Origin of the sequence: Streptomyces sp. NBC_01264, from assembly GCF_026340675.1 — a bacterium.
Lineage (GTDB): Bacteria > Actinomycetota > Actinomycetes > Streptomycetales > Streptomycetaceae > Streptomyces.
Window position 1 is genome coordinate 5,729,276 of sequence record NZ_JAPEOX010000001.1, and the last position, 20,459, is coordinate 5,749,734.

The window sequence follows — 20,459 nt, forward strand, 5'->3', positions numbered from 1 at the left end:
CACCCTGACTGCTGCTGCCCAGAACCTGCTGCCGAACCTGGCGGCCGCGGCGCCGATCGACAAGATCCCGGCCCCGCACATCGAGTACGCTCAGCTGTCGCCCACGCTCATCGTGCTGGGCGCGGCCATCATCGGAGTCCTCGTCGAGGCCTTCGTGCCGCGCAAGGGCCGTTACTACACGCAGGTGTTCCTCGCCGTCGCCGCGCTGGCCTCGGCCTTCGCGGCGGTCGTCGGGCTCGCCGCCGGCGGGTACGGCAGCTCCAAGGCGCACATCGCGGCCATGGGAGCCGTGGCCGTCGACGGACCGGCCCTCTTCCTCCAGGGCACCATCATCCTGGCCTCGGTCGTCGCGATCTTCACCTTCGCCGAGCGGCGCCTGGACCCGGCCGCCCACGGCAACCGGGTGGACTCCTTCGCCGCGCAGGCGGCGTCCGTACCGGGCAGCGAGAGCGAGAAGGAAGCCGTCAAGGCGGGCTTCACCACCACCGAGGTCTTCCCGCTGGCCCTGTTCGCGGTCGCCGGCATGCTGATCTTCCCCGCGGCCAACGACCTGCTGACGCTGTTCGTGGCCCTGGAGGTCTTCTCCCTCCCGCTGTACCTGCTCTGCGCCGCCGCCCGCCGCCAGCGGCTGATGTCGCAGGAGGCGGCCGTCAAGTACTTCCTGCTCGGCGCCTTCTCCTCCGCCTTCCTCCTCTTCGGCATCGCGCTCGTCTACGGGTACGCGGGCTCGGTCTCCTACGCGGCGATCGCGGAGGTCGTCGACGGCACCGTGGCCACCATCGACCCGGCGCTCGCCGACACCATGGGCAACGACGCGCTGCTGCTGATCGGCGGCGCGCTCATCCTGATGGGCCTGCTCTTCAAGGTCGGCGCGGTTCCCTTCCACATGTGGACCCCGGACGTCTACCAGGGCGCCCCCACCCCGGTCACCGGCTTCATGGCGGCGGCGACGAAGGTGGCCGCCTTCGGCGCCCTCCTGCGTCTCCTCTACGTCGTCCTGCCGGGCCTGCGGTGGGACTGGCGGCCGGTGATGTGGGGCGTCGCGATCGTCACGATGCTGGCGGGCGCGGTCATCGCGGTCACCCAGACCGACGTCAAGCGGCTCCTCGCCTACTCCTCGATCGCACACGCCGGCTTCATCCTGGCCGGTGTGATCGCCACCTCGGAGGCGGGCGTCAAGTCCGTCCTCTTCTACCTGGCCGCGTACTCCTTCGTGACCATCGGCGCCTTCGCGGTGGTCACGCTGGTGCGCGATGCGGGCGGCGAGGCCACGCACCTGTCCAAGTGGGCGGGCCTGGGACGTCGTTCACCGCTCACGGCGGCGGTCTTCGCGGTCTTCCTTCTCGCCTTCGCGGGCATCCCGCTGACCTCCGGCTTCTCCGGCAAGTTCGCCGTCTTCCAGGCGGCGGCGGAGGGCGGTGCGGGAGCGCTGGTCGTGGTCGGTGTCATCTCGTCCGCGATCGCCGCGTTCTTCTACATCCGGGTGATCGTCCTGATGTTCTTCAGCGAGCCGAAGGCGGACGGCCCCACGGTCGCCGTCCCGTCCCCGCTGACGATGACGACGATCGCGGTGGGCGTCGCGGTCACGGTGGTCCTGGGCGTGGCCCCGCAGTACTTCCTGGACCTGGCGGGAAGCGCTAGCACGTTCGTGCGCTGACCGTACGGAGTACGGCCGAGGGCCCGGCTTCCCCTTTCCGGGGGGCCGGGCCCTTCGCCGTGCGCGGGGCGGGGGCTATGCGGTGCGCCGTCGCTTCGGCATGATCTCGGTGAGGTCCAGGTCGATGGGGAAGGGGACGGAGACCTTGAGACGGTCGTGGAAGATGCCCGCGGTTCCGTATCTCCCCGTCGACGGGTCCCGTTCGTAGACATAGACCACGGCACGGCCGTCCAGGTGCTCCACGCGCCAGAAGTGCGCGATACCGGCCTCCGCGTACTTGACCGGCTTGACGCCACGGTCACGGCCGATCGATTCGGGCGAGACCACTTCGATGGCCAGACAGACAGCTGCGGCGGGCAGCCTGGTTTGATTCAGGTCGCCCACCGCGCTGTCGTCCACGACGATGACATCGGGTTCGGGGCGGTTGTGGCGGTCGATGTCGATGGTGAACTCGCGGAGGACCTCGTACACGTTCGGAGCCAGCGATTGAAGCTGCCCATCGAAGAAACTGATCGCTCGCATGTGGAACAGAGTCTGCGGACTCACGAAAACCAGGCTCCCGTCGATCAGCTCCGTGTGCGGAGGCAGATTCGGAAGCGTGTCCAGGTCGTCGGCAGTCCAGCCGCCGGGCGGCGGGATGGGCCAGCTGTGTTCCGGGTTCATCAGTGCTCCCATGAGCCGGAGTCTCGCGAGTCCGACCAGCGTATCGCCGGGGAATCCCGGGATGTCGCTCTTAGGAGTGACTGTGCGGGGTGGTGGTTCCCTTGGGGCAGGTCAGGGCCGTGTTCCAGTTGTGGAAGCGGCCCGCCGGGTTGTCCCTGTAGGCCCACAGGTGGAGGTCGTAGTGCTTGGGCATGCCCGCCCAGTGGCCCGGCATGGGTCCGTCGAAGGGGAGCCCGAACATGGTCGGTCGGTCGTCGGTGGTCTTGAAGTCCTGGTCCCGGTCCTTGGACATCCACTCCACCGCCTCCAGCTTGCGGCGGCCGTGCTCGTCCTTCTCGGTGCTGTAGAGCAGCGCCGCCGGCTTGCTGGGATCTGTGGAGCCCCAGTTGGACTCCTTGACGTAGTGGTAGCCCATGGCACCCACCCCGAAGGGGTTGGTCATGCAGGCCTCGCCGTGCGGCACGTACCCGTCCTTCAGGGCCTGCTGCTCGTCCGTGTACTTGGCCGTCACCCGGATGGCCGTGGCCATGTCGCGCATCGCCTTCGCGTTCCTCGGGTCGGGCGCGGGCCCGTCGACTCCGTGGGCGGGGACGGTGGCGACCGTGGCGGCCAGGCCGAGGGATATCGCGGCGGCGCAGGCGAGGAAGGCCATGCGGGGGCGGAGGGACATCGGGGCTCCTGCCGTTCGGGGGTCGGAGTCGGGGCTTGCCACCACGATCCGGGCGCCGCGCCGCCCCTGCACGCGGCGGGGCTCCGGACGGGTGACGCGATGGCGCACCCTGCGGGTAGGGGAACTCCGCCCCGCGCAGCGGCACATCCGCAGCCGGGGCTGCGGGCGGCTCCGCGCAGGGGGCTACAGCCGGGTGGCGTAGGCGCGGACGTCCGCGTCGGGGTCGGTGGCGGCCGTGGCCAGGGCCGACAGGGCGGACGGGTCGGGGCGGTGCGCGCGCAGGGCGAGGACGGTGGCCTTGCGGACGTCCGCGTTCGGGTCGGAGAGGGCGAGGGAGAGCGGGGCCACCGCCACCCCGGCCGGCGCCGAGGACAGCCCGGCGGCAGCCCCCGCGCGGACCTGCCACGCCGGGTCGGAGAGGGCGGAGACGGCCCGCGCCGTGTGGCCGCCGGTCAAGGAGACCGAGGTCAGCGCCGCCGCCCGGACCAGGGGGTCGGGGTCCGACAGCAGCGGGGTCAGGGCGGAGCCCGCCCGCAGGGTGCCGAGGGCCTTGGCCACGGCCACCCGGACCTCCCGGGAGGAGTCCCCCGCGGCCGTTGCCAGCGCGGCCTCCGCGTCCACGGAGACCAGCGCCCGCACCGCCTGGATGCGGACGTCCACGTCGGCGTCCCGCAGGGACCGCTCGTACAGGCCGGTCTCCCCGAGCCGCAGGACCCGTAGGGCTTCGAGGGCCGCCGACCGGACCGCCGGATCCGGCACCGCGAGGCCCGCCCGCAGGGCCGCACCCAGTTCGGGGTCGGGCGCGAGCACCTCCAACAGCTCGCGCAGCGCCGCCGCCGCGGCCGCGCGGACCGCCGGGTCGGGGTCGGCCAGCCGCTCCCCGAGGGCGGGACCGGCGCCCGCCGGGACGGTTTCGCCGAGCACCGCCACCGCCGTGGCGCGGACCGCCGGGTCGGGGTCGTCCAGGTAGGGGAGGAGGGCGGGCAGGCCCGGGGCCTCTTCCGCCAGGGAGAGGAGCTCCAGGATCCGGGGTGAGCCCGGCGCGGATCCGGTGTCCCGGGCGGCGGCCGCCGCGGGGGCCGCCGCCCGGGCCTCGCCGCCCGCCAGGGCCACGCCGACCAGCTCGACCTCGCCGAGGTGCCGGGAGAGCCCGCCCGTCGGGGTGAATTCGGGGACCGGCACCAGATAGGGGTCGACCGGGCGCGCCGTGAACTCCATCGCCCCCGAAGGGGACTTGCGCAGGTCCAGGTGGTGCAGCCAGCCCGCGCCATCGCGCTCGGGGTGGTCGAGCCGCTCGTGGTACAGCCCCCAGCGGGACTCGGTCCGTGCGAGGGAGGCCCGCGCCGCCATTTCCGCGCAGTCCCGGATGAAGGAGACCTCGGCGCAGCGCATCAGCTCGTGCGGGGTCGTGGCGCCCATCTCGCCGATCTCCCTCTCCATCCGGGTGAAGGCCTCCACGGCGAGCGACAGCTTCGCGCCCGTCTTGGGCGGGGCCACGTAGTCGTTCACGAACCGCCGCAGCTTGTACTCCACCTGCGGCTGCGGCGGACCGTCCGGGTGGCGCAGCGGCCGGTAGATCAGCTCGTGGGCGGCGGCGAGCTGCGCGGCCGGCAACTCGCCCTCGTACGGCCGGTACTGGGCGGCGTCCGCTCCCGCCAGATCGCCGAAGACGAACGCGCCGATCATGTAGTTGTGCGGTACGGAGGCCAGGTCCCCGGCCGCGTACAGCCGCGGCACGGTGGTGCGGGCGTGGTCGTCGACGCGTACGCCGGAGGCCGAGTGGCCGCCGCACAGGCCGATCTCCGAGATGTGCATCTCGATGTCGTGGGTGCGGTAGTCGTGGCCCCGGTTCGCGTGGAAGGTGCCGCGCGTGGGCCGCTCAGTGGTGTGCAGAATCGATTCGACGGCGGCGACGGTCTCCTCGGGGAGGTGGCTGAGCTTGAGGTACACCGGGCCGCGGTCGGAGGCCAGTTCGGCGGCGAACTCCGACATCATCTGCCCCGACCAGTAGTCGGAGTCCACGAACCGCTCGCCGTGCCGGTTGACCTGGTAGCCGCCGAAGGGGTTCGCGACGTAGGCGCAGGCCGGGCCGTTGTAGTCCTTGATCAACGGGTTGATCTGGAAGCACTCGATGCCGGTGAGCGCGGCGCCCGCGTGGTACGCCATCGCGTAGCCGTCACCGGCGTTGGTGGGGTTCTCGTACGTCCCGTAGAGATATCCGGAGGCGGGCAGCCCGAGCCGTCCGCACGGTCCGGTCGCGAGGATCACGGCCCCCGCCCGCACGGTCACGAAGGCGCCGGTACGGGTGTTGAAGGCGGCCGCGCCGATCGCCCGCCCGTCCCCGGGATCGGTCAGGACACGGACCGGCATCACCCGGTTCTCGATCCGGATCAGCTCCCGCATCTCACGCCGGCGCAACTGCCGGTACAGCACCTTCTTGACGTCCTTGCCCTCCGGCATGGGCAGCACGTACGAGCCGGAGCGGTGGACCTGGCGGACGGCGTACTCGCCGTGCTCGTCCTTCTCGAACTTCACCCCGTACGACTCCAGCCGCTGCACCATGCCGAACCCGCGGGTCGCCGTCTGGCGGACCGTGGACTGGTCGACGATGCCGTCGTTGGCGCGGGTGATCTCGGCGACGTAGTCGTCGGGCTCGGCGCGGCCCGGGATGACGGCGTTGTTGACCCCGTCCATGCCCATGGCGAGGGCCCCGGAGTGCCGTACGTGCGCCTTCTCCAGGAGCAGCACCCGCGCACCGGCCTCGGCGGCGGTCAGCGCCGCCATCGTGCCGGCGGTGCCGCCGCCGATGACGAGGACGTCGCAGGTCAGTTCCTCGGCGTCGGCGAGCGCGGGGATGTCCATAGGGGGCCTTTCAGAGGGAGTCGAGGATGCGGCGGCGGAGCGCGGAACGGTCCGCGGTCCGCGAGCGGGGGTGCGGTACGCCGATCAGCTCGCCGGTGGCGAGGAGGGCGACGCGGTCGCCGAGGTGCAGGGCCTCGTCCACGTCGTGGGTGACGAAGACGACGGTGGCGCCGCTGCCGGCGAGGACGGTGACGAGGAGGTCCTGCATCTCGGCGCGGGTCTGGGCGTCGAGAGCGCCGAAGGGTTCGTCCATGAGGACGACCCGGGGCGCCGCCGCGAGGGCGCGGGCCAGCTGCACGCGCTGGCGCTGGCCGCCGCTGAGCTGGTGCGGGTGCTTGTGGGCGTGGTCGGCCAGGCCTACGCGGGCCAGCCACTCGGCGGCGGTGCGGCGGCGGTCGGCGCGGGTGGCTCCGCGGATGGCCAGGGGGAGTTCGACGTTGGCACGGACCGTGCGCCAGGGGAGGAGGGCGTCGTCCTGGAACACCAGCGCCCGGTCGGCGTGCGGACCCCTGACCGGGGAGCCGTCCTGCTCGACGACGCCGCGCAGTGGCGGCAGCAGGCCGGCCAGGGTGCGGAGCAGGGTGGACTTTCCGCAGCCGGACGGGCCGACGACGGTGAGGACCTCGCCCGCGTGGACGGCCAGGTCGAGGCCGTCGAGGACGGGGGCGGTGGTGGGGTGACCGAGGCTGACGCCGGTGAGATGCAGGGCGGCGCCCGTGGGTGGGGCGGGGGTGAGGGTGTCTGCGGACATGGTCCGTCCTTCCTGGGTCGCCGAATACGAATACGTGCCGTTGCGCGGGGCGCCCCCTCCACCGGAGCCCGGCTGCGGGTGTGCCGCTGCGCGGGGCTGGGTCCCCGCTGCGACCCTTTGCCGCTGCGCGGGGCGGAGTTCCCCTACCCGCCCTTCCACCGTTCCCCGGGCGCTGCCCGGACCCGGTCCTCAAACGCCGGACGGGCTGAAAAGACCTGGGGCTCCGCCCCAGACCCCGGTCCTCAAACGCCGGACGGCTGAAAAGACCAACCCCGGCCGGGGCCAAATGTCCCCCGGCCGGGACCGAATGCCCCCGAGCTGGGACTGAACTGTCTCCCCCGGCCGGGGTCGGGGGCTGCGGGGCCAGGGCCGGGGGCGGGGGCGGGGTGGGGTGTTGGCCGGGACGTAAAGCGTGATTTGTGGCGCATAAGGAAGCCGCGCCCTGTCGACTGTTGGGGGCAGGGCGCCTAAATCATGCAGTCCAGGCCGACACCCCACCCCCCCCCCGGCACCGGCCCCCCACCCGCAGCCAACCCGGACCCCGGCCAACCCCAGCCCCGCCGGCGTTTGAGGCGCAGGGGCCCGGGGACTGGTCCCCGGCGACCTCACCCCGCCCCACCCCGCGCCGGAAGCCATCGTGTCAACCGGCGCCCCGTGCGTTCGACCGCCGTCGACGTGAGCCAGCCCAGCGCGCCGATCGTGGCCATGCCGACGAAGACCCCGGGGTAGTCCACGACCGTGTAGTCCTGCCAGGTGCGGTACCCGACCCCGTATTCACCCGAGATCATCTCGGCGGAGATCACGCAGATCCAGGACACCCCGATCCCGACCGAGAGTCCGCCGAAGATCCCGGGGAGGGCCCCGGGGAGGACCACCGAGAAGAGGACCCGCCCGCGGCCGCCGCCCATCGTCAGGACGGCCTCCTCCCACACCGGAGCCAGCGCGGACACCGCGTGCCGCGTGGAGACCAGGACCGGGAAGAACGCCGCCGCGCAGGTGATGAAGACGATCCCCTGCTCGTTGGACGGGAAGAGCAGGATCGCCACCGGCACCAGCGCGATCGCCGGGATCGGCCGCAGGACTTCGAGGACCGGGCCCAGCAGGTCCGCCGCGAGGCGGGAGCGGGCGATCGCCGTGCCCGTCGCCACGCCCAGGACGGACGCCAGTGCGAAGCCCGTCACGATGCGCCGCAGGCTGAAGCCGAGGTCCTGCCAGTAGGAACCGGTCGTCGCCCGGTCCGCCAGCGTCGAGGCCACCTCGCCCACGGTCGGGAACTGCTCGAAGCGGAGCCACAGGTTGACGTCGAGGGAGGTCAGGAGCTGCCAGGCGACCAGGGCCGCGGCGAGCGAAGCCAGCCGCAGGAGCCGGCGGCGGGCCGTCATGAGGCCAGGGCCCCCGCTTCGGCGAAGGAGACGATCCGCGCTCCGGACCCGGCCGCCCGCCCGCCGACGTACGCCTTCGCCCCCGACGCGGTGGTGAACGCCCGCAGTTCGGCGCCCTCCGCCACCCAGACCGCCTTGTCGGCGAACCAGAGCGTGCCCGTCACCGCGTCGGGGACGTACGCCGCCCGGACACCGCCCGGGCCCGCCGCCGCCAGCGCCTTCAGCAGGGCCGCCGGTGTCTCGAAGGCCTGCGTACGGTTGTCCTCCTTCAGCCACAGCTCCGGCCGGGCCGGCGCGGCCGCCGGGTAGCCCTGGGTGCCCGTGCCCGTGCCCGCCACGGCACGCGCCAGCGGCGCGGGGTCCACGAAGGCGTCCACGTCGACGGAGTCCACGAGCTTCGCCGCCTTCAGCACGGGCACGTCCTCCTTCAGCGCCGCCAGCAGCTCGGGCCGCAGCGCCGGGTCGAAGGTCGCGATGCCGTTGGCCCCGTTGTAGAGGTAGACGACCTCGGCCGGCAGCCCGGTCTCCTTGGCCACCGACTCGGCCGCCGCGACCGGCTGCGTACGCAGGTGGTCGGTCGCCTTGCGCTGGGCCCGCAGGAAATCGTCGAGCACGCCCGGGCGTTCGGTCGCGAACTTCTCGCGGACCGTGACCCCGTGGAAGGTCGGCAGGTTCAGCTCGGCCCCGTCGTACAGGGCCTTGGCCCGTCCCTCGAAGGCCAGCTGTCCCGGCCAGGCGACGAACTGCGACAGGGCGTCGACGCTGCCCGCCTGGAGCGCCGAAGCACCCACGCTGGGCTGTTGGTTGAGCTTCTCGATGCCCTTCTCGGGGTCGATCCCGGCGCGCTGCAGGGCCCGTACGAGCGTCCCGTCGGCTGCCGAACCGACCGAGGTGGACACCTTCTTGCCCCGCAGGTCGGCGAGCGACTCCAGCTTCGAACCGGGCCCGGTGACCATGGTGTTGAGGCCGCCGCGCAGGTTGTAGCCGGTGACGGAGACGAGCCGGGTGGGCTGCTTCAGTTCCTTGCCGCGCGCCGCGTTGATGAGGAGGGGGAAATCGCCCATCGAGCCGATGTCGATCTTCCCGGCGGTCATCTGTGCGGTGATCGGGGCGCCGGTGGCGTAGTCCTGCCAGTCGACCTTGTAGGTGACCCCGTCCTTCTCGCCGCGCGCCGCGAGCTCCTGCTCGAAGTACCCGAGGGAGCGCAGGAGCGTACCGGCGGTGACGGTGTTGATGGTCTTGGACTGGTAGCCGACGGTCACCGTGACCGTCCTGGAGCCGCCGTCCGCTCCGGAGGCCGCGGAACACGCCGTGGCCAGGGGGAGGCCCAGCAGGAGGACGGGAGCGAGGGCTTTCGTGCGCGTACGCATCGGGAGGGGGCCTTTCACCGGAGCAGGTAGGGCATGTTGACGGTCACCGCGCCGGTGGGACAGCGGGCGGCGCACGGTCCGCAGTACCAGCACTCGTCCACGTGCATGTACGCCTTGCCGTTGTCCTCGCGGATCGCGAGCGAGTCGAGCGGACACATGTCGACGCAGAGGGTGCAGCCGTCGATGCACAAGGACTCGTCGATGGTCACGGGCACGTCGCCGCGCTGGGGGACCAGAGGCATGGCTGTCTCCAGGAAAGGGGGAGCGGAGGGGGTTACGCGGTGGCGGTGCGGTGCAGGAGGCCGCTCATGGTGATCCGGTCGCCGCGGAAGCGGATGAACTCCAGGTCCACGGGCCGGCCGTCGCCGAGGTGGGTGAGGCGCTCCAGCATCAGGACGGCGGCCCCGCGCGGGGCCTGCAGGACGGCGGCCGAGTGCGCGTCGGCGTTGACGGCTTCGAGGGTGATCTCGGCGTGGCCGAGCGGCTGCCCGGTCAGGGACTCCAGCAGCCGGAAGACGTCGGTGTTCTCCAGGTCGCAGCCGATCAGGTCCGCGCCGATGTCCAGGGGGACGTACGTGAGGTCGAGCGAGAGCGGCAGCCCGTTCAGGCGGCGCAGCCGCTCGATGTAGAGCACGTCGGAGTGCTCGGGCAGGCGCAGCCGCTCGGCGACGGGGGCCGGGGCGCGGACGGGGCCGACGGTGCGGACCTCGTTGGTGACCCGGCCGTGTTCGTGGAGGGTTTCGGCGAGGCCCTGGAGGCGGTCGAGGCCGTGCGGGTACTTGGCGCAGACGATGACGGTGCCGACGCCGGGGCGGCGTTCGACGAGCTGTTCGCCGCGCAGTAGGTCCAGGGCCTGGCGCACGGTGTTGCGGCCGGCGCCGTAGTCGGCGGCGAGGGCGTCCTCCAGGGGGAGGACGCCGGTGGGGTAGCCGCCCGCCAGGATCTGGTGGCGCAGCAGGTCGGCGAGCTGTCGCGCCTGGTCCGCGCGCAGCCGCCGGCGGCGCGCGGCGGCGACCGGGACGGTGTGTTCGCGGGTGCGTTCGGCTGGCATGGCACGGAACATACCGAGGGGGCCGGGCCGGTGGTGTTGCCGCAGTGTTGCGCCACCCGCGGGTGCCGGCGTACGGCCATGGCCTGCGCAAACGGAGGGGCGACGGAAAGATCCGCCACCCCGCCGTCAGTGGTCGTCCCAGGTACTGGACTACCGGGTGCCCACGATGCGGCCGGCGACCTCGCCGAGGCCGACCCGGGTGCCGTCGGCGCCCGGCGCCCACGCGGTGAGGGTGACGGTGTCCCCGTCCTCCAGGAAGGTGCGCTTGCCGTCGGCGAGCTCGATCGCGTCGCGGCCGTTCCAGGTGAGCTCCAGCAGCGAGCCGCGCTGGCCGGTCTCCGGGCCGCTGACCGTGCCCGAGCCGTACACGTCGCCGGTGCGCAGGGAGGCGCCGTTGACGGTCATGTGGGCGAGCTGCTGGGCGGCGGTCCAGTACATCGAGGCGAACGGCGGCTGCGCCACCTCCTGCCCGTTGACGGACACGGTGATCCGCAGGTCGAAGCCGCCGGGGCGGTCGGCGGCGGAGTCGTCGAGGTAGGGCAGGAGCGGGAAGTCCCGGGCGGGCGGCGCGACCCGGGCGGCGTCCAGGGCCTCCAGCGGGGTGACCCAGGCGGAGACGGAGGTGGCGAAGGACTTGCCGAGGAAGGGGCCGAGCGGCACGTACTCCCAGGCCTGGATGTCGCGCGCGGACCAGTCGTTGAGCAGGAACAGTCCGAAGACGTGCTCCTCGAAGTCGCCGAGGGCCACGGGGCGGCCCTGCTCCGAGGGGGTGCCGACGACGAAGCCGACCTCGGCCTCGATGTCGAGCTTCACGGACGGCCCGAAGACGGGCGCCGGGTCGGCGGGGGCCTTGCGCTGGCCGCTCGGGCGGACTACATCGGTGCCGGACACGACGATCGTCCCGGCCCGGCCGTGGTAACCGATGGGCAGGTGCTTCCAGTTGGGGGTCAGCGCGTCCCCGTCCGGGCGGAACATCTTGCCCACGTTCGTCGCGTGGTGCTCGCTCGCATAGAAGTCGACGTAGTCGGCGACCTCGTACGGGAGGTGCAGCACGACGTCTTCGAGCGGCAGCAGGTGCGGCTCCACGGCGGGCCGGTGGCCGGGGTCGGTGACCCAGGCGGTCAGCGCGCGCCGCACGTCCTTCCAGGCGGTGCGGCCCGCGGCGAGCAGCGGGTTGAGCGAGGGCTGCCCGAGCAGTCCGGCGTACGGGGACCCGAGCGCGGCCGCGGCCGCGCCGGCGTCGAGCACGTATCCGCCGATGCGGACACCGATCCGGCGCCGATCCTCCCCTTCTCCGGCCGTGGAGAACACGCCGTAGGGGAGGTTGTGCGGCCCGAACGGGTCGCCCTCGGGGAGGTCGAGGGGGCTCTGCTGGGGCATGGGGTGCTGCCTCGCTTTCGACGCGGCCCGGGGGTGTCCCGGGGGCTGGTTGACACGTTACGGGCCTGGTGGGGCGTGCGGGAGGCCGGATTCGGGCACTATTTGTAGGACTTGTCCGAGGGGGTCCGTATCCTTGACACGTGACTTCCGCCCTCCCCTATGCACTCGTGGCCACCGACCTGGACGGGACTCTGCTGCGCGCCGGAGACACCGTCTCGGCCCGCTCCCACGCGGCCCTCGCCGCCGCCCGCGCGGCCGGCGCCCGGCACATCATCGTGACAGGCCGCCCCGTCCCACAGGTCCGCCACGTCCTGGACGGGCTCGGGTACACGGGGCTCGCGGTGTGCGGGCAGGGGGCGCAGGTCTACGACGCGGCGGCCGGGCTGCTGCTGCACTCCGTGGCGCTCGACCGGGAGCTGGCGGAAGTCGCCCTCGGGAAGATCGAGGCGGAGGTCGGAGAGGTCTACGCGGCGGTCAACCAGGAGGGCCTCGACGCGGAGATGCTGATAGGGCCGGGCTACCGGATGTGGCACCCGCACCTCCCGGTGGTAGCGGTGGCCCGGCGGGCCGAGCTCTGGTCGTCCCCGATCAACAAGGTGCTCCTCCAGCACTCCCGCCTCTCGGACGACGAGCTGACGGAGATCGCCCGGGGCGTGGTCGGGGACCTGGTCAACGTCACGATGGCGGGGGAGCACACGGTCGAGCTCCAGCCCCCGGGCATCGACAAGGCGAGCGGGCTGGCGGTGGCGGCGGAACTCCTGGACGTCACCGGGTCGTCCACGATCGCCTTCGGCGACATGCCGAACGACATCCCGATGTTCGCCTGGGCGGCGCGCGGCGTCGCGATGGCGGGCGCCCACCGGGAGCTGCTGGCCGTCGCGGACGAGGTCACCCTCTCGAACGAGGCGGACGGGATCGCGGTGGTCCTGGAGCGGCTGTTCGGCTGATCCGGATCCGGCGCCACGGCTCGGAGGAAGGCATGACCTACCGCCGACCGCCCCGGCCGGCGAGCCAGGCGGCGATCCGCTGCGCGTACTCACGGTTGACGTAGGGGGAGTCGTCGCGCGCGATGCGTTCCAGGTTGCGCAGGACCTTCTCCGAGCGGTCCGGGTGGCGCACGGCGAGCACACAGATGCCGATCTCACCGGTCGAGCAGCAGACGTACGCGCTGCCGTCCAGGGCCATCATCGCGAAGCCCGGGTGACCCGAGCGCACGCCGAGGAACGCCGACGCCGCGCCCCGGCCCATGACGTCCCAGCGGTCGAGGAGCCGGACCCGGGTCCAGAGCGCCGGCGCCCAGTTGCCGGAGTGCATGGGGTCCAGGGCGGCCCGGTGGGAGCGGGTGCCCTGCGGGAGCTGCAGGAGGAACTCGCGCCGCCGGTCGAACAATCCCGAGGACACCGCGAGGTCGTACCAGTCCGCGTTGAGCCGTTCGACCAGCCGCGGGATGTCGTACCGGTGCGAGAAGCTGCCGGTCACGTCCTCCTCGCCGTAGCCGACGACGTACGGCATCGTGCCCGCCGGCACCGCGTTCGGGAGGACCTGGAGGCCGGCCCTGCGCAGAGCCCGGTACACCTTGCGATCGCGTTCCTGGATACCCATCGACGCGCACTTTAACAACGGCCGACCGCCCCCGACCGGCGCGTTCCCGCACCGGAACCGGCCGGACCCACCCCATGCGCACTGTCGCTCCGCGCCGGACTTGGACACACTCGACGGCGGCTCGGCGACCCGCGCCGGGCGGAGGAGGTCCGTCATGCTGATGAGGAAACTGGCCGCCGTCGGAGCGGGCGTGGTGGTCGCGGTGGGCCTGAGCAGCGCACCGGCGAGCGCGACGCCGTCGAGCTCCGCGTTCCAGGACCGGTCCGTGCCCGAGAAGTGCCTGGACTTCCGGGCCGACTTCGGCCCGTACGTCACGACGTGCAACTACGAGGCCTACCAGGTCTGGTACTGGGACAACGAGATCGCGTACACCGCTTTGCGGCAGCGGGCGACCGGCTGTGCCTCACGCTGCGCAACGGTCAGCCGACCATGAAGGCCTGTAGCGCGGCCGACCAGGCGGCGCTGTGGGCCATCGACGACACGTCGACCGCCGGTGCGCTGATCAAGAACAAGGTGAGCCACACCTGTCTGGCGCGGACGGCGAACGACCGCGTCAACGCCGCTACGTGCACCGGGGGTCCCTCGCAGCGGTGGGACGTCATCAACGGTCTGTGATCACGCCCGCGCTCTGACCAGCCGGGTGTGGCCGCCCGGTTCGGCTACACCGCGGCCCGCGGCAGCCTCCGCTCCCACGTGCGGTGGAAGAGGACCTCGTCGCCCTCGCGGCACACCACCTCGTTCGACGTCAGGAAGCCGCCCTCGTCGCACGAGATCTCCGAGCGGGTCACCACCGAGACGTCCCAGGCCAGTTCCGGGCGGTGGAGGCGCACCGTCCAGGTGGAGTGGGTGCGGGCGGACAAGGGGTCCGCCTCCTGGATCTCGTAGATCTCCAGCGCGTCCTCGCTGAACTCCAGCCCGTCGGGGTAGACGCGGGTGCCGCCGTAGCGAGGGTCGACCTCCAGGCGCCACACCCCGCGCGCGACGTCCCGTACGACCAGGCGTTCTGGTCTGGGGGCGTCCAGGGTCGCGGGGTACGAGACGCCCAGCGGCTCCGACTGTTCCGGGGCCTCGAAGAGGATCGGGTCGGCGCCGTCGGCGGACGGATCGCGGACCGGGAGTTCCACCGCGCTGCCCGCCGGGTCCAGGGTCCAGCCCGCCTCCGAGCCGGCGCGGGGCCAGATCCACGGCCAGTAGGCCGAGGAGAGGGCCAGGCGGATGCGGTGGCCGGGCGGGAAGGAGTGCCCGATCCCGTTCAGCTCGAAGGCGACGTCCTCGTACGAGCGCACCGGCCACGGGACCGCCTTGTCCCGGCCCTGCCGGGAGGAGAGGTTCAGCACGCCCCTCGTGACCAGGGTCGAGGAGCCGTCCGGGGCCACGTCGCAGAGGCGGGCGACGACCTGGCCGTACGGGACGTCCATGCGCAGGCGCAGCCTGACCACCGGGCGGCCCAGGATCTCCACCGGGCCGGAGCCGTCCTCGACGGGGAACTCGAAGCAGGCCGACTTCGCGTCCTCCTCGCGCTGGTCGGGCGGCAGGTCGGCGTCGTTGCCGAAGGGGAAGAAGCGGCCCGCGTCCAGGCCCGTGTGCTGGGGGGAGGCCACGACCACCGGGGCGCCCTGGAAGGCGTAGGTGACGGGGTCCACCTTCGGCGAGGGCCAGGACGGGTCGCCGACCCAGCGGCCCGGCAGGGTCGGGTAGGTGGTGGCCGGCGGGTGCGACTCGGAGATCCAGGAGCGGAGCAGGGGTTCGGACATGACGCCCGTGTCCTTGCCCTTGAGCCAGTGGTCCCACCAGCGCAGGGTCTCCTGGAGGAAGCCGATCGCGGGGCCCGGGGGCAGTCCCCGGTCCGGGTACTGGTGCGACCACGGGCCGATCAGGCCCCGGACCCGGTCGGCGGGCAGGGCCGAGACCAGGCGGAGCACCGTGTCGCGGTACGGGTCGTGCCAGCCGCCGACCGCGAGCACCGCCGCCTTGACCGCCCCGTAGTCCTCGCATACCGAGCCGTGGCGCCAGTACGCGTCGCGGGTCTGGTGGGAGAGCCAGGTGTGGACGAGGGGTTCGACGGCGCCCAGGCGTGACAGCCACTGGTCGCGCCAGCCCTCGCCCGCGTAGAGGGGGTCCGGCGGGCGGGAGGCGAAGGCGAGCATGGTCGCCGCCCACGCGTGCATGTCGACGGCGAGGAGGGAGCCGCCCATGTAGTGCACGTCGTTGTCGAAGCGGTCGTCCGTGGAGCAGACGGTGACGACGGCCTTGAGGGCTTCCGGGGCGAGCGCCGCGATCTGGAGGCTGTTGAAGCCGCCCCAGGAGATGCCGAACATGCCGACCGAGCCCGTGCACCAGGGCTGGGCCGCCAGCCATTCGACGACCTCGACGCCGTCGGCGAGCTCCTGCGCGTCGTACTCGTCGCCCGGGTCGCCGCCGCTGTTGCCGTGGCCGCGCACGTCGACCCGTACGGAGGCGTAGCCGTGGCCCGCGTACCAGGGGTGGCGCTGCCAGTCGCGCGGGGCGGTCCAGTCGGTGAGGCGGTACGGGAGGTACTCCAGCAGCGCCGGGACGGGCTCGTCTGTGACCGGCCGCCAGATGCGGGCGTACAGCTCGGTGCCGTCCCGGAGCGGGATCCGGACGTCCTCGTGGGTGGTTCCGTAGGGGAAATCGGTACGGATGATCATCGGGTTCTCTCGCCCATCTCCTCGGGAGGGTCAGCGAACAAGGGGCGTCAGTGCACCGGGTGCATCGTGCGCTTGAGCCACGGCGCGGCCGCGATCACCGCGAGCCCCACCGCCACCGCGATGGCGCCGTTGACTCCGAAGTAGGCGGGGTTGGAGACCTGGCCGTAGACCTTGACCACCTGCGCCTGGATGCCGTTGGCCAGGGCCAGGGACAGGAACCACAGGGCCATGGTCTGGCTGGCGAAGGCCTTCGGGGCGAGCTTCGTGGTGGCCGACATGCCGGAGGTCTCCAGCAGGATGTCGCCGAGTCCGAGCAGCAGGTAGGAGCCGACGATCCACCAGGCGGCCATCTTGTAGGTGTCGCCCGAGTGCCCCGAGGTCGGGATGACCATCAGGAGGAAGGACAGGCCGCCCAGGATCACGCCGATGGCGATCTTGTTGGAGGCGTGCGGCTGCTTGTGGCCCATCCGGACCCACAGCGCGGCGACGACCGGCGCCAGGAGCACCTCGAACGCGCCGAGTGCGGAGGCGTACCAGCCGGCGGGGAAGGTGAAGCCGAGGATCTCGGTGCGGGCGTTCGTCGAGGCGAGCAGCATCATCGTCGAGTACGCCTGGAAGAGGATGAAGTTGAAGGCCACCGAGGCCAGGAAGAGCACGACGTACGGGCGCAGGCGCCCCCGTTCGGCGGCCGTCACCCGGTCGCTGCGGAACATGATCGCGAAGTAGACGATCGGCGCGATCACCGAGACCAGGGTGAGCAGGTCCACGAACCGGCCCATTGTCAGCCAGCCCAGTACCGCCAGAAGGGTGGCGAGGGCGGCGAAGACCAGGATCCCGGCAATGATCTTCGTCACGGCCGAGCGCATCGCGTCGGGCGCGAGCGCGAACTCGGCCGAATGCTTGCGCCCCGCCAGGTGGCGGCGGCCGGCCACGTACTGGATCAGGCCGGCGGTCATGCCGATCGCGGCGGCCGAGAAGCCCCAGTGCCAGCCCTGGTGCTCGCCGAGCCAGGCGGTGATCAGGGGGCCGGCGAAGGCGCCGATGTTGATGCCCATGTAGTAGAGGGCGAAGCCGGCGTCGCGCCGGTCGTCGTCCGTCTTGTACAGCTTGCCGACCATGCTGGCCACGTTCGGCTTCAGCAGGCCGGTGCCGGCGCTGATCAGGCCGAGGCCCACCCAGGTCATGGCGGCGGTCGGCACGGCCATGGCGTAGTGGCCGCAGGCGATCAGGATGCCGCCCCAGAGCACGGCGCGGTACGAACCGAGGATCCGGTCGGCGAGCCACCCGCCGGCGACGGAGACGAGGTAGACCATGGTCCCGTAGGCCGCCGAGACGGAGGCCGCGGTGCCCGGGTCCATCCCCAGGCCGCCGTTGGCCACCGTGTCCGCGAAGTAGAGGACGAGGATGGCCTGCATGCCCAGGAACGAGAAGCGCTCCCAGACCTCCAGCCCGGAGAGCGTGGCCAGGCCCCTGGGATGCCCGAGGAAGGCGTGGTCGTCCCCGGGCGGCGGCTGGTCGGCCTCCGGGTCGGACGAGTCGTCTATATCGGTAGCGGTTCTGGACAAAACGCATTCTCCGGTTGTTTCGGCTGCTCTAGAACATACCGGGGCGCATGGGGCGCCGCCCGGCCGGTACGGTGCCCGTGGCCGGACGGGTGCCCTGGGTGATCGAAAACAGACCCGATACGCTGGCTTGAGTGATGGCAGCGACACATCGACAATCCGTGTGATCGTCAAGGTGATCGTCAGCAGACAGGAGTACCCCTCGTGACCGTCGTCGGGCCGTTCGGACTGAGCGTGCGGGACCAGGCTCTTGAGACCGATGTCCAGGCCGGACTGGCCGCCGTCGAGGCGGGTCTGCTGGAAGCCACCAAGAGCGAAGTCCCCTTCATCACCGAGGCCGCACAGCACCTGGTCCGCGCCGGCGGCAAGCGGTTCCGGCCGCTCCTGGTGATGCTGGCCTCCCGGTTCGGCGATCCCTACGCGCCCGGGATCGTCCCCTCCGCCGTGGTCGTGGAGCTGACCCACCTGGCGACGCTCTACCACGACGACGTCATGGACGAGGCGGACGTGCGCCGCGGCGTGGAGAGCTCCAACGCCCGCTGGGGCAACTCGGTGGCCGTCCTGACGGGTGACTTCCTGTTCGCCCGCGCCTCGCACATCCTGGCGGACCTCGGCCCCGAGGCCGTACGGGTCCAGGCCGAGGCGTTCGAGCGCCTGGTGACGGGCCAGATCCTGGAGACGGCGGGCCCGCGCGACGGCCGCGACCCGGTCGAGCACTACCTCGACGTCATCGCCGGCAAGACCGGCTCGCTGATCGCGGTCTCCGGCCGCTTCGGCGCGATGATGTCCGGCGCCGACGAGTCGGTCGTCGACATCCTGACCCAGTACGGCGAGCGGCTCGGCACCGCCTTCCAGCTCGCCGACGACGTCCTCGACATCGCCTCCGACTCGCACGAGTCCGGCAAGACCCCCGGTACCGACCTGCGCGAGGGCATCCCGACGCTGCCGGTCCTGCGGCTGCGGGAGATGGCGGCGCAGGGCGGCGACCCCGACGACCTGGAGCTCGTACGGCTCCTGGACGGCGATCTGACGGACGACGCCCGGCACGCCGAGGTGCTCGCCCGGCTGCGGGTCCACCCGGCCCTGGAGCGGGCCCGCAAGGACACCGTGCGGTACGCCGAGGAGGCGCGGGCCGTGCTCGCCCCGCTGCCCGACTGCTTCGCGAAGTCGGCGCTGGTCGAGCTCTGCGACGCCGTGGTCCACCGCGCGGGCTGATCGCGGAGCACCGGAGCACCGGAGTACGCGGAAGACAGGGCGAGGGCCCGGCGACCCCTACGGGTGGGGGAGGCCGGGCCCTCGTCATGTCATCCCTGGGGCGTACGCACAGTTGGCTCCGGGGGCTGACGCCCCGACCCCCTCCTCTTTGGTCAGATGGAGACACATCCCCACCAGATCGGGTGAGATTGGCGGCGAGGGGTGGACGTGGTCGCGCTTGTCGGCCATGCAGGACGGGTAGGTCGCCGCCGTACACACAGAGGTAGGGCAGACAGACATGGCAACGAACGCTAAGACTCGCAAGGCCGCTCGGTACGCCGTACCGGTCGCGGTGTTCGGTGTGGTCGCCGGCACGATCGCGATGGTTCCGGCCTTCGCGAACGCCGGGGGACCGGACCTTCCGAAGGTGACGGCCCAGCAGCTCATCGAGAAGATCGCCGCCTCGGACGTGCAGCAGCTGTCCGGCAGCGCCAAGATCAGCACGGACCTGGGACTGCCGAGCCTTCCGGCCGGCCTGCTGGGCGGCGGTGGCGGCGTGACCGGCGGCTCCGCGGACCCGCAGGAGAAGCTCGCCCAGCTGGCGAGCGGCACCCACACCTTCCGCGTGGCCGCGGACGGCCCCGACCGCCAGAAGCTCACCTTCGTGGACGGCAAGGACGAGTACAGCCTCGTCCACAACGGCGACGACGTCTGGGGATACGACTCCAAGTCGAAGGAGGTCTTCCACGAGAAGGCGCCCACCGACACCACGGACGCGGACAGGGGCGGCAAGGGCGCGGACGGCCTCCCGGCCTCCCCGCAGGAGATCGCCCAGGAGGTCCTGAAGGCCGCCGGACCCACCACCGGCATCAGCGTCGGCGACACGGCCCAGGTGGCCGGACGCGACGCCTACCAGCTGGTCCTGAAGCCGAAGGGGACCGGTTCGACGGTCGCCTCGGTGAAGATCGCGGTGGACGCGAAGAACGGCGTGCCGCTGCGCGTGCAGGTGCTCTCCACCGACGGCGGCAAGCCGATCGTGGACGCCGGCTTCACCAAGGTGGACTTCTCCAAGCCCGCCGCCGACACCTTCGCCTTCACCCCGCCCAAGGACGCCAAGGTGACCGAGGGCGCGGCCGGCGAGCACGGCAAGGGCAAGGGCAAGGGCAAGGGCGCCGACGGCGCCGACAAGGGCCTGGACGCGCTGGAAGCCATCCCCGGCCTGGGCGGTCTGACCGGCGGCGCCGACGGCGCCAAGGGCGAGCCGAAGGTCCTCGGCGAGGGCTGGACCTCGATCGCCCGCATCGAGACCGGCGCGACCAACACCCTCAAGGGCCTGGACGACGCGGCCAAGGACAAGAACGCGCCCAAGGGGGCCGCGCAGTTCCTCGACTCGCTCGGCGAGAAGGTCTCCGGGAAGTTCGGCGAGGGCCGCGTCCTGAAGACCCGCGTGGTCAACGCGCTGATCACGGACGACGGCAAGGTCTACGTCGGCGCGGTCACCAAGGCCGAGCTGGTGAAGGCGGCCGACGCCAACAAGTAAGCCGCCGCCGGCAAGTAACCGAAGCGGACGGCCGAGGGTGGGCGGGGACTGTGTCCCTGCCCACCCTTGTGCCGTTCCGGTCCTGCGTACAGCGGCCCCGCTGTAC

General features: G+C 72.1%; 18 protein-coding genes. 6 read left to right on the plus strand and 12 right to left on the minus strand.

Going from position 1 to position 20,459, the window contains the following annotated elements:
• Positions 1 to 37: 37 nt before the first annotated feature.
• Positions 38 to 1,657, plus strand: a complete 1,620-nt coding sequence (gene nuoN, locus OG435_RS26885) for an NADH-quinone oxidoreductase subunit NuoN (RefSeq protein ID WP_430625780.1) — start codon at positions 38 to 40, stop codon at positions 1,655 to 1,657.
• A 75-nt stretch (positions 1,658 to 1,732) separates the two neighbouring features.
• Here the strand turns inward: nuoN and OG435_RS26890 are convergent, their stop codons facing one another.
• The 9 genes from OG435_RS26890 to fahA all read right to left on the minus strand — a co-directional run bounded on the left by OG435_RS26890 (position 1,733) and on the right by fahA (position 11,786).
• Entirely contained in the window at positions 1,733 to 2,332 is a 600-nt protein-coding gene (locus OG435_RS26890) for a Uma2 family endonuclease (RefSeq protein ID WP_266880519.1), read from the minus strand.
• Positions 2,333 to 2,390: 58 nt separating this feature from the next.
• Entirely contained in the window at positions 2,391 to 2,990 is a 600-nt protein-coding gene (locus OG435_RS26895) for a hypothetical protein (protein ID WP_266880521.1), read from the minus strand.
• Positions 2,991 to 3,173: 183 nt separating this feature from the next.
• The gene (locus tag OG435_RS26900; protein WP_266880523.1) at positions 3,174 to 5,852 is read right to left on the minus strand and encodes a fumarate reductase/succinate dehydrogenase flavoprotein subunit; all 2,679 of its coding nucleotides are present in this window, start codon (positions 5,850 to 5,852) and stop codon (positions 3,174 to 3,176) included.
• Positions 5,853 to 5,862: 10 nt separating this feature from the next.
• The gene (locus tag OG435_RS26905) at positions 5,863 to 6,603 is read right to left on the minus strand and encodes an ABC transporter ATP-binding protein (RefSeq protein ID WP_266880525.1); all 741 of its coding nucleotides are present in this window, start codon (positions 6,601 to 6,603) and stop codon (positions 5,863 to 5,865) included.
• A 605-nt stretch (positions 6,604 to 7,208) separates the two neighbouring features.
• Positions 7,209 to 7,985 carry an ABC transporter permease gene (locus OG435_RS26910; RefSeq protein ID WP_266880526.1) on the minus strand — a complete coding sequence of 259 codons (777 nt, stop codon included), beginning with the start codon at positions 7,983 to 7,985 and terminating at the stop codon, positions 7,209 to 7,211.
• Positions 7,982 to 9,355, minus strand: coding sequence for an ABC transporter substrate-binding protein (locus OG435_RS26915; RefSeq protein ID WP_266880528.1), 1,374 nt, complete (start codon positions 9,353 to 9,355; stop codon positions 7,982 to 7,984). The genes OG435_RS26910 and OG435_RS26915 overlap by 4 nt, the downstream gene beginning before the upstream one ends.
• Before the next feature lie 14 nt (positions 9,356 to 9,369).
• The gene (locus OG435_RS26920; RefSeq protein ID WP_030710222.1) at positions 9,370 to 9,597 is read right to left on the minus strand and encodes a 4Fe-4S dicluster domain-containing protein; all 228 of its coding nucleotides are present in this window, start codon (positions 9,595 to 9,597) and stop codon (positions 9,370 to 9,372) included.
• Positions 9,598 to 9,629: 32 nt separating this feature from the next.
• A complete protein-coding gene (locus OG435_RS26925) occupies positions 9,630 to 10,406 on the minus strand; it encodes a GntR family transcriptional regulator (protein ID WP_266880530.1) in 777 nt (258 codons plus the stop codon).
• Between the two features lie 150 nt (positions 10,407 to 10,556).
• Positions 10,557 to 11,786 (minus strand): fumarylacetoacetase, encoded by a 1,230-nt coding sequence (gene fahA / locus OG435_RS26930; RefSeq protein WP_266880532.1) that lies wholly within the window; start codon positions 11,784 to 11,786, stop codon positions 10,557 to 10,559.
• A 140-nt stretch (positions 11,787 to 11,926) separates the two neighbouring features.
• On the opposite strand from fahA, the gene OG435_RS26935 reads away from it, so the two are divergent.
• Positions 11,927 to 12,733: a Cof-type HAD-IIB family hydrolase gene (locus tag OG435_RS26935; RefSeq protein WP_266880534.1), complete on the plus strand. Its 807-nt coding sequence runs from the start codon at positions 11,927 to 11,929 to the stop codon at positions 12,731 to 12,733.
• A gap of 37 nt (positions 12,734 to 12,770) precedes the next feature.
• Here OG435_RS26935 and OG435_RS26940 read toward each other — a convergent pair whose 3' ends face one another.
• Entirely contained in the window at positions 12,771 to 13,388 is a 618-nt protein-coding gene (locus OG435_RS26940; RefSeq protein ID WP_266880535.1) for a hypothetical protein, read from the minus strand.
• Between the two features lie 154 nt (positions 13,389 to 13,542).
• On the opposite strand from OG435_RS26940, the gene OG435_RS26945 reads away from it, so the two are divergent.
• Both OG435_RS26945 and OG435_RS26950 read left to right on the plus strand, forming a co-directional pair.
• The gene (locus tag OG435_RS26945) at positions 13,543 to 13,821 is read left to right on the plus strand and encodes a hypothetical protein (protein WP_266880537.1); all 279 of its coding nucleotides are present in this window, start codon (positions 13,543 to 13,545) and stop codon (positions 13,819 to 13,821) included.
• The gene (locus tag OG435_RS26950) at positions 13,707 to 14,003 is read left to right on the plus strand and encodes an RICIN domain-containing protein (RefSeq protein ID WP_266880539.1); all 297 of its coding nucleotides are present in this window, start codon (positions 13,707 to 13,709) and stop codon (positions 14,001 to 14,003) included. Before OG435_RS26945 ends, OG435_RS26950 begins: the two co-directional genes overlap by 115 nt.
• A gap of 44 nt (positions 14,004 to 14,047) precedes the next feature.
• Here the strand turns inward: OG435_RS26950 and OG435_RS26955 are convergent, their stop codons facing one another.
• Complete coding sequence (locus OG435_RS26955) at positions 14,048 to 16,057, minus strand: CocE/NonD family hydrolase (protein WP_266880541.1); 2,010 nt, start codon at positions 16,055 to 16,057, stop codon at positions 14,048 to 14,050.
• A gap of 47 nt (positions 16,058 to 16,104) precedes the next feature.
• Positions 16,105 to 17,622: a peptide MFS transporter gene (locus OG435_RS26960; RefSeq protein ID WP_266880543.1), complete on the minus strand. Its 1,518-nt coding sequence runs from the start codon at positions 17,620 to 17,622 to the stop codon at positions 16,105 to 16,107.
• A 201-nt stretch (positions 17,623 to 17,823) separates the two neighbouring features.
• On the opposite strand from OG435_RS26960, the gene OG435_RS26965 reads away from it, so the two are divergent.
• Positions 17,824 to 18,834 carry a polyprenyl synthetase family protein gene (locus OG435_RS26965; RefSeq protein WP_266880545.1) on the plus strand — a complete coding sequence of 337 codons (1,011 nt, stop codon included), beginning with the start codon at positions 17,824 to 17,826 and terminating at the stop codon, positions 18,832 to 18,834.
• A gap of 277 nt (positions 18,835 to 19,111) precedes the next feature.
• A complete protein-coding gene (locus OG435_RS26970) occupies positions 19,112 to 20,353 on the plus strand; it encodes a LolA family protein (RefSeq protein WP_266880547.1) in 1,242 nt (413 codons plus the stop codon).
• The last annotated feature ends 106 nt before the right edge of the window (positions 20,354 to 20,459 follow it).